Origin of the sequence: Pseudomonas fluorescens, assembly GCF_902497895.1 — a bacterium.
Taxonomy (GTDB): Bacteria; Pseudomonadota; Gammaproteobacteria; order Pseudomonadales; family Pseudomonadaceae; genus Aquipseudomonas; species Aquipseudomonas fluorescens_BP.
In genome coordinates this window covers 1-7,775 of the sequence record NZ_CABVHQ010000115.1, presented here as the reverse complement: position 1 = coordinate 7,775, position 7,775 = coordinate 1, and the positions used below count along the sequence as shown (strand labels likewise).

At 60.5% G+C, this 7,775-nt stretch carries 9 protein-coding genes and 1 pseudogene; 6 read left to right on the top strand and 4 right to left on the bottom strand.

The window, feature by feature from the left end:
* Positions 1 to 423 (top strand): annotated as a pseudogene (locus F8N21_RS29320) (IS4 family transposase); the annotation flags it as partial.
* 615 nt (positions 424 to 1,038) lie between these two features.
* Here F8N21_RS29320 and F8N21_RS29310 read toward each other — a convergent pair.
* The 4 genes from F8N21_RS29310 to F8N21_RS29295 form a co-directional block, all read right to left on the bottom strand.
* Complete coding sequence (locus F8N21_RS29310; protein WP_150645453.1) at positions 1,039 to 1,716, bottom strand: response regulator transcription factor; 678 nt, start codon at positions 1,714 to 1,716, stop codon at positions 1,039 to 1,041.
* Positions 1,717 to 1,723: 7 nt separating this feature from the next.
* Positions 1,724 to 2,134 carry a translation initiation factor 2 gene (locus tag F8N21_RS29305; protein ID WP_150645452.1) on the bottom strand — a complete coding sequence of 137 codons (411 nt, stop codon included), beginning with the start codon at positions 2,132 to 2,134 and terminating at the stop codon, positions 1,724 to 1,726.
* Between the two features lie 110 nt (positions 2,135 to 2,244).
* A complete protein-coding gene (locus F8N21_RS29300; RefSeq protein ID WP_150645451.1) occupies positions 2,245 to 2,544 on the bottom strand; it encodes a YciI family protein in 300 nt (99 codons plus the stop codon).
* A 1-nt stretch (position 2,545) separates the two neighbouring features.
* Positions 2,546 to 3,142 carry a septation protein A gene (locus F8N21_RS29295; protein ID WP_150645450.1) on the bottom strand — a complete coding sequence of 199 codons (597 nt, stop codon included), beginning with the start codon at positions 3,140 to 3,142 and terminating at the stop codon, positions 2,546 to 2,548.
* Positions 3,143 to 3,229: 87 nt separating this feature from the next.
* Here F8N21_RS29295 and F8N21_RS29290 point away from each other — a divergent pair, with 87 nt between their 5' ends.
* From F8N21_RS29290 to rluB, 5 genes are all read left to right on the top strand, one after another.
* Positions 3,230 to 4,093, top strand: coding sequence for a PHP domain-containing protein (locus F8N21_RS29290; RefSeq protein WP_150645449.1), 864 nt, complete (start codon positions 3,230 to 3,232; stop codon positions 4,091 to 4,093).
* Positions 4,094 to 4,106: 13 nt separating this feature from the next.
* Positions 4,107 to 4,736: an L-threonylcarbamoyladenylate synthase gene (locus tag F8N21_RS29285; RefSeq protein ID WP_150645448.1), complete on the top strand. Its 630-nt coding sequence runs from the start codon at positions 4,107 to 4,109 to the stop codon at positions 4,734 to 4,736.
* Between the two features lie 120 nt (positions 4,737 to 4,856).
* Positions 4,857 to 5,555, top strand: a complete 699-nt coding sequence (locus F8N21_RS29280) for a segregation and condensation protein A (RefSeq protein WP_191624431.1) — start codon at positions 4,857 to 4,859, stop codon at positions 5,553 to 5,555.
* Between the two features lie 12 nt (positions 5,556 to 5,567).
* Positions 5,568 to 6,578, top strand: a complete 1,011-nt coding sequence (gene scpB, locus F8N21_RS29275; protein WP_150645446.1) for an SMC-Scp complex subunit ScpB — start codon at positions 5,568 to 5,570, stop codon at positions 6,576 to 6,578.
* Positions 6,579 to 6,869: 291 nt separating this feature from the next.
* Positions 6,870 to 7,775, top strand: a 906-nt coding sequence (rluB, locus tag F8N21_RS29270; protein ID WP_150645445.1) for a 23S rRNA pseudouridine(2605) synthase RluB, incomplete at its 3' end; no start/stop codon positions are given.

Here is a 7,775-nt window from a genome sequence, read left to right as displayed (position 1 = left end):
TCGGTGCTGGACAGTGAAATCGAAAGCCTTGGTTCACCCCGGGCGGCCTTGCTGGGCTTTGCCTCGGCGATCTTGGCCTACAACGTTTTGGCCGTTCTCAAACGTAGTGTGGAGCAGGCTCATCGCGAAACGCAGGCTGAAGGCTGGGAAGCTTCGACCTTCCATCTGGCGGTGCAAGTGCGCAGTGGCTATGAGGGCATGCAGATCGCGTTGCCCTCGGATTACCTATCACTCCAAACGACCTCAGAGACTCTGGCAGAGCGTCTGTTGGCGCTGGCCAGGAATATCAAACCCAAGCAGGTCGCAAAAAGCATACGCGGTCCCAAAATCGCCAGATCCAAGGAGTGGCTGGAGGGAAAGGCTGCGCATGCTCATGTGTCGACGGATCGGGTGCTTAAGGCCCATAAAGGGAAAAGACCTTGAAAGGGCTGGTTCTTACAACGACTCACTTTTCCAGACGCCGAAAAGTAAGCAAAAGGCTTCGCCCCGGCGTACGGCACCTCGCTAAGACTCGGTGTTCCCTCGCTCCGGCATTCATCAGGGGGCATCGCCTCCGGTCGGCTTCGCTTCGACCTCCTCTCGATGTGTTCGACTTCGTCGAACGGCGCTTCGCGCCTACCCCCTGATGAACGCCTCCACTCGGCCTCCCGAAGGGGCGGGTAGATCAAAAGCAAAAGCAAAAGCGAGGCGGCCTACCGGCCGGCCTGTTTTTGGAGGATACGCCTTCCCCCGTAGCAGCTGCCGAAGGCTGCGTTCGGCTGCGAAGCAGTCGTGATCCGGCTGATGCGATGTGTCTGGAAGAGCGAAGGTGCAGGTTTTACGACTGCTGCGCAGCCGAACGCAGCCTTCGGCAGCTGCTACGGGGCTTCATGTGGCGCCTATCAGAGGCTGTAGTAATAACCGCGGCTACGGGCAGCAGGGCTACGATGTGATCCGGCTGATGCGGAGTGTCTGGAAGAGCACGGGTGCAGGTTTTACGACTGCTGCGCAGCCGAACGCAGCCTTCGGCAGCTGCTACGGGGCTTCATGTGGTGCCTATCAGAGGCTGTAGTAATAACCGCGGCTGCGCAGGGCAACGATGCGCGGACGTCCGTCGGGGTGGGGGCCGATTTTTTTGCGCAGGTTGCTGACGTGCATGTCCAGGCTGCGGTCGTACAGGGTCAGTTTGCGGCCGAGGGCGATCTGCGCCAGTTCCTGTTTGTCCAGCGGCTCGCCCGGTTGCTTGAGCAATGCTTCGAGCAGGCGGCTTTCGGAGATGGTCAGGGTGAATTCCTGCTCATCGATGCTGACGACGCCACGGGCTGGACTGAAGCACAGGTCGCCCAGTTCGAGCTGGCTGGACACCGCCGTCGGATGGCTGCGGCGCAACACGGCTCGCAGGCGGGCGGTCAATTCCCGTGGGTCGCAGGGTTTGGCCAGGTAATCGTCGGCGCCCAGTTCCAGGCCGAGAATGCGATCCAGCGGCTCGCCGCGGGCCGAGAGCATCAGCACCGGCAGGTCCGGGTGATCGTTGCGCAGTTGCTTGAGCAGTTCCAGGCCGCTGCCGTCGGGCAGCATCACGTCCAGCACCACGGCGGCCGGCGTGGTTTCGGCCAGGGCGCGGCGAGCGCTCTGGCCATCGTGGCAGGCACGCACCTGAAAGCCTTCCTGGCTCAACCAACTGGCCAGCAGTTCACACAACTCCTGGTCATCATCTATCAGTAACAGGTCGCTCATGACTCACTCAATTTAGCCATTGCTGACGTCGTCTACGTCCGCCACTGGCGAAGATACCGCAGAGCAGGGCCAATAGCGCTACCCCGGCACCGGTGACGAACCACTGCTGCTGTTCGGTCAGCAGGCGTGGTACGGGGCTGGCCAGTGCTTCCTTGAGTTGCAGCTTGAGGCGCTGATTCTCTTGGCGCAGGGCGATCAGCCGGGCGCTTTCGCGTTCGCTATCGACACTTTGCAATTGTTTGTACAGCTCATCACGCAGCCGCTCGCTTTCTTTCAAGCGCTGCTGCAACTCGGTGATCTGGCTACCGGCGCTCAGGGACGGGAGCGTTGAACCACCCGAGTCAGAACGTTCTTCGGCATGGGCCGCAACCCCGAGCGATAACATGACCAATAGCAGACACAACGGACCTTGGCGCATCGGAACTCCTGATTCCAATCGAGTGTTGGGCAGGTTGTCGGCCGCTAAAAGAGAATAATGAGCGCTTGAGCGCGCGATGAACCGACAAGGTTCACCGCGCAGGGGACGTTTTACGGCAGGACTTGCTTGAACGGCTTGACCGAGACGTTGGCGTAGACGCCCGCAGCGATGTACGGGTCGGCATCGGCCCAGGCTTGCGCAGCATTCAGCGAGGCGAACTCGGCGACGATCAGGCTGCCGGTAAAACCCGCGGCACCGGGGTCATTGCTGTCGACGGCAGGGTGCGGACCGGCCAGTACCACGCGACCCTCAGCCTTGAGCTGTTGCAGTCGCTCCAGGTGCGCCGGGCGTGCCGCCAGACGGTTTTCCAGGGAATTGGCGACGTCTGTAGCAATGATTGCGTAAAGCATGTCAGTCCTCGGTTTTTGGTGTGGTGGTTTCGGTGTCGTGGATATGGCGGGACAGGTAGATGCCCTGGGCGATCAGGAACAGCACGGTCATGCCCAGGCTGCCGAAGACTTTGAAGTCGACCCAGTAGCTCTGAAAGGTAAAGGCCACGAACAGGTTGGCCCCGCCACAGAACAGGAAGAAACCGATCCAGGCGATGTTCAGACGGGTCCAGACCGGCTCCGGCAAGGTCAGAGCATGGCCCATGATGCGTTTGATCAGCAGGCGGTCACCGATGAAGTGGCTGCCGGCAAAGGCCAGGGCGAACAGCCAGTTGACCACCGGGGCCTTCCACTTGAGGAAGGTTTCGCTGTGGAAGGCCAGGGTCAGGCTGCCGAAGACCAGGCAGGCGATCAGGGTCAGCCACTGGCTTTTTTCCAGCTTGCGCTGGGAAAAGAACAGCGCGCCGTAGACCACCAGGGAACTGATGATCAGCATCGCCGTGGCGCTGTAAATGCCGCCTACCGTCAGCGAGTGGCCGGCGATATCGATGACCTGTGGGTCGATTTTGAAGACGATGAAAAACAGCAGCAGCGGGATGAAGTCGATGAATTGTTTCACAGTGGCAGCCAGAAGCAGGATGTGCCGGCATAATAACAAACATCCTTGGTAGCGAAAGCGCCAGCTGATTTGAGGTTACAGAGTCCTGTGAATGTTGATTTGCACTGCCATAGCACGGCCTCCGATGGCGCCCTGGCGCCTGCGGTGCTGGTTGCGCGTGCGTTCGAGAGAGGCGTGCGAGTCCTGGCCTTGACCGATCATGACACCCTCGAAGGCCTGGAAGAGGCCCGCAGCGCGGCGGTTGCCCTGGGCATGCAACTGATCAACGGTGTCGAATTGTCCTGCACCTGGGGCGGGGCGACCATTCATGTATTGGGCTATGGTTTCGATGTCAACGCCCCGGCGCTGGTCGAGGCCATCGACAAATTGCACCACGGCCGCTGGCTGCGCTCCGAAGAAATCAGCCGCAAGCTGGAACTCAAGGGCATGCCCGGCGCGCTGGAAGGTGCCCGAGCGATTCAGCAAGAGTTGGGCGATAGCGGCAACGCTCCGGCCCGTCCGCACTTTGCCGACTACCTGGTGCGTGCCGGATTTGTAAAGGACCGCGCCGAAGCCTTCCGCAAATGGCTGGGCGCCGGCAAGCTGGGGGACGTCAAGCAGCATTGGCCGACCCTCGAAGAAACCGTCGCAACCCTGCGCGCAGCGGGGGCCTGGGTCAGCCTGGCGCATCCCTGGCACTATGATTTTACCCGCAGCAAACGTCGCCGCCTGATTGCCGACTATATTCAAGCAGGTGGTCATGCGATCGAAGTGGTCAACGGCCATCAGCCCGCCGAGCAAGTGGGCAGCCTGGCTATTCTTGCTCGTGAATTCGGTCTGCTGGTCAGCGCCGGCAGTGACTTTCATGGCCCTGGAGGCTGGTCCGAAATAGGCGAATACCGCCCGATTCCGGAAGATCTGCCGCCGCTCTGGTGTCGGTTCAAACATGACCCAATTATTGCCGCCGTCTGAACAGGTAGAAAATGTGAGTCAATTTTTCCAGATTCATCCGGAAAACCCGCAAGCGCGCCTGATAAAACAGGCTGTGGAGATCATCCGGTCCGGTGGGGTGGTGGTCTACCCAACCGACTCTTCCTACGCCATTGGTTGCCAGATCGGTGACAAGAATGCCATCGAACGTGTACGCCGCTTGCGGCAACTGGACGACAAGCACAACTTCGCGCTGATTTGCAGCGACCTGTCGCAGTTGGGGCTGTTTGCCAAGATCGATACCGGCACCTTTCGCCTGCTCAAGGCTCACCTGCCCGGGCCCTACACCTTTATTCTCAACGCCACCCGCGAAGTTCCTCGGCTGTTGCTGCACCCGAAGAAGCGCACGATCGGCCTGCGAGTACCGAGCCATCCGATAGCCCTGGCGTTGCTTGAAGAGCTGGGCGAGCCGCTGATGAGCGTGACGCTGATCATGCCCGGCGAGACCGAGCCGATGAGCGACCCTTATGAAATGCGTCAATTGCTGGAGCATCAGGTCGACCTGATAATCGACGGCGGTTTCGGCGGCATCAAAGCTTCCACTGTGATCAATCTGGCCGACGGCGAGCCGGAAGTGATCCGCGTCGGCTGTGGCGACCCGACACCGTTTACGGTCGAAGCCTGAATGTCCGTAGTCGAAACCGTGGAGAGCCAGGCCGGGGCGCAGCAGGAACTGCCATTCGCCATGGTCTATGGCCAGGCGGTCATGGAAATGCCGCTGGACCTGTACATTCCACCGGATGCGCTGGAGGTTTTCCTCGAAGCCTTCGAAGGTCCGCTCGACTTGTTGCTGTACCTGATCCGCAAACAGAACATCAACATTCTCGACATCCCGGTGGCGGAAATCACCCGCCAGTACATGGGCTATGTCGAGTTGATGCAGTCGGTGCGCCTGGAATTGGCCGCCGAGTACCTGGTGATGGCGGCGATGCTCGCCGAGATCAAATCGCGGATGCTCCTGCCGCGTGCCGCCGAGATCGAGGCCGAAGAAGACGACCCGCGGGCCGAACTGATCCGCCGCCTGCAGGAATACGAACGGTTCAAGGCCGCTGCCGAAGGCATTGACGGCTTGAGCCGGGTAGGGCGCGACGTGGTGGTGCCCAGGCTCGATGCACCGCAGGCGCGGGCGCGCAAATTGTTGCCGGACGTGAGCCTGGAAGAATTGCTGATGTCCATGGCCGAGGTCCTGCATCGTGGCGATATGTTCGAAAGCCATCAGGTCAGCCGCGAGGCATTGTCTACCCGCGAGCGCATGAGCGATGTGCTGGAACGGCTCAAGGGCGGTGGCTTCGTGCCCTTTGTCGAGCTATTCACCGCTGAAGAAGGGCGCCTGGGTGTGGTCGTGACTTTTATGGCGGTCCTCGAGCTGGTCAAGGAATCCTTGGTCGAGCTGGTGCAGAATGAGCCTTTTGCGGCTATCCATGTGCGGGCGCGAGCCGAATAACGAGCTGAAACAATGAATCTGACTGAACCCCGCGAGCTGGCGCCCTTGCTTGAAGCCTTTCTGTTGGCTTCGGGAAAGCCGCAATCGATGGAGCGCCTGTTCGAACTCTTCGAAGAGGGCGAGCGGCCAGAACTGCCGGTTTTCAAGAAAGCCCTGGCGATTCTGGCCAAATCCTGCGACGGCCGGGCCTTTGAGCTCAAGGAAGTCGCCTCCGGCTATCGCCTGCAGATCCGCGAAAAGTTTTCACCCTGGGTGGGTCGCCTATGGGAAGAGCGGCCGCAGCGTTATTCCCGGGCCATGCTGGAAACCATGGCCTTGATCGCCTACCGCCAGCCGATCACCCGGGGCGAGATCGAGGATGTTCGTGGGGTGGCGGTCAACACTCATATCGTCAAGACCCTGCTCGAGCGCGAGTGGATCCGTATCGTCGGTTACCGCGACGTGCCGGGTAAACCGGCGATGTTCGCCACCACCAAAGCCTTCCTCGATCACTTCAACCTGAAGAACCTCGACGACCTGCCGCCGCTGGCCGACCTGCGTGAGCTGGAACCCGATCCGGTTCTCGACTTCGACGACGCGCCCGTGCCGGAAAACCTGCAAGCCCTGGCCGACGCCAGCGCCGAGCCGGAAGAGCCGAAGGACGAAACCAGTTTCCATACCTTGCTGCTGGAACTGGATTCGATGGAAGAGGGCCTCAAGTCCGATTTCGACGATTTGCTGCGGGATGGGGCGGTGACCGAGACAGAAGAGGGGCTGGCTCAACCCGAGCCCGAGCCCGAGGTTGAAGTTGAGGTTGAAGCTGAAGCTGAAGTTGAGGGTGAGGTCGAATCTCAGGTCGAGCCCGAAGCCGAAATCGAACAGCCGCAGGAAGACGACCTGATCGGCGTCGCCGAAGCCCGGGAAAAACTCCTGGCCGCCGTCGCGGCGCTGGACCAACACAAGCCGCAGCTGAGCGATGAAGAAGCCGAAGCCCAGGCCCTCGCCGAAGCGATCGAGAACGAAAGAAGAATGTCGGAGGATTGAAGGCCGCTAAAAGATCGCAGCCTGCGGCAGCTCCTACATCGACCGCGTGCACCCGCAATTACCGGGTGACGCCAATCCCCCCGTAGGAGCTGCCGCAGGCTGCGATCTTTTGATCCTGGGGTGCCACCGGTCGGCGGAAAAGTAAATAACCTTGCCTCGATCAGCTAGTCTCTGATGCGCGAACGCCCTCATGAGCGTATGATTCGCGACCCTTCGGCGATCCCTTTGCCAAGTACCCAGCTTTCAACTCTTCAGGCCAGGCCTGAACAGACCACACCGGGAGGTGCCCAGATGAGTGTTAAAGACCAGAAAGACAGCCAGGAAATCGGCCCAGCAGGCGAAAAACTGCAGAAAGTCCTCGCCCGTATCGGCGTCGGCTCGCGCCGCGACGTAGAAGCCTGGATCAGCCATGGCCGGATCAAGGTCAATGGCAAAGATGCCACCCTTGGCCTGCGCGTCGACCTGCACGACGCCATCACCATTGATGGCAAGGTGATCAAGCGCGAAGAAGCCGCCGAGTCGGTACGCCGCGTGATCATGTACAACAAGCCCGACGGTGAAATCTGCACCCGTGACGACCCTGAAGGCCGTCCGACCGTGTTCGATAAAATGCCGCGCCCGAAAGAAGGTCGCTGGATCAACATCGGTCGTCTGGACATCAACACCACCGGTCTGCTGATGTTCACCACCGACGGTGAGCTGGCCAACCGTCTGATGCACCCTTCCTACGAGATGGACCGTGAATACGCGGTACGTGTACGTGGCGAAGTCGATGACGAGATGATCGAGCGTCTGAAAGCCGGCGTGGTCCTCGAAGACGGCCCGGCGAAGTTCACCGACATCAAGCAGGCTCCAGGTGGCGAAGGCTTCAACCATTGGTACCACTGCGTAGTGATGGAAGGCCGTAACCGTGAAGTGCGTCGTTTGTGGGAATCCCAGGGTCTGGTGGTCAGCCGTCTGAAGCGCGTGCGTTTCGGTCCGGTGTTCCTCAACTCTGACCTGCCGATGGGTCGCTGGCGCGAAATGAGCCAGTACGAAGTCGACATTCTCAGTGCTGAAGTCGGCTTGACGCCGGTTGCCATGCCGCAGCTGAACGCCAAGAGCAAAGACAAGCTGGAACGTATGCAGCGCAAGTCGTCCCGCCCGGTTGGCAAGACCGAGCGCGTGCGGACCCTGCGTCCGGCCGCCGGCGCACCT